This is a genomic window from Blautia sp. DFI.6.71, assembly GCF_020593585.1.
GTDB lineage: Bacteria > Bacillota > Clostridia > Lachnospirales > Lachnospiraceae > Blautia_A > Blautia_A wexlerae.
This window is the reverse complement of sequence record NZ_JAJDMJ010000190.1, coordinates 1-285: the sequence shown is the minus strand read 5'-3', so window position 1 is coordinate 285 and position 285 is coordinate 1. Positions and strand designations below refer to the sequence as shown.

At 50.2% G+C, this 285-nt stretch carries 1 pseudogene; it reads left to right on the top strand.

Annotated features, from left to right (window positions below):
- Nucleotides 1–285, top strand: a pseudogene (locus LJE12_RS21230) (RNA-guided endonuclease InsQ/TnpB family protein); the annotation flags it as partial.

Here is a 285-nt window from a genome sequence, read left to right as displayed (position 1 = left end):
CAGCATCCAAGCTCTGGAATGTCTGTAATTACGAGCGTCAGCATTACAAAGAAACAGGGATGGAACAGTATCCGGACTGGTATTATCAGAAAAAAGCCCATAAAGAGGAGCTGTGGTATAAACAGCTCCCGTCCCAGACTGCCCAGGAAGTCTGCAGGCTGCTGGACAAGGCATGGAAGTCTTTCTATGCCCTGAAAAGATCCGGGGGGATCGAGACTCCCAGACCGCCACGGTTTAAGCAGGAAAGTATCCCCATTACCTATATGCAGATGGGGATCGTGCATG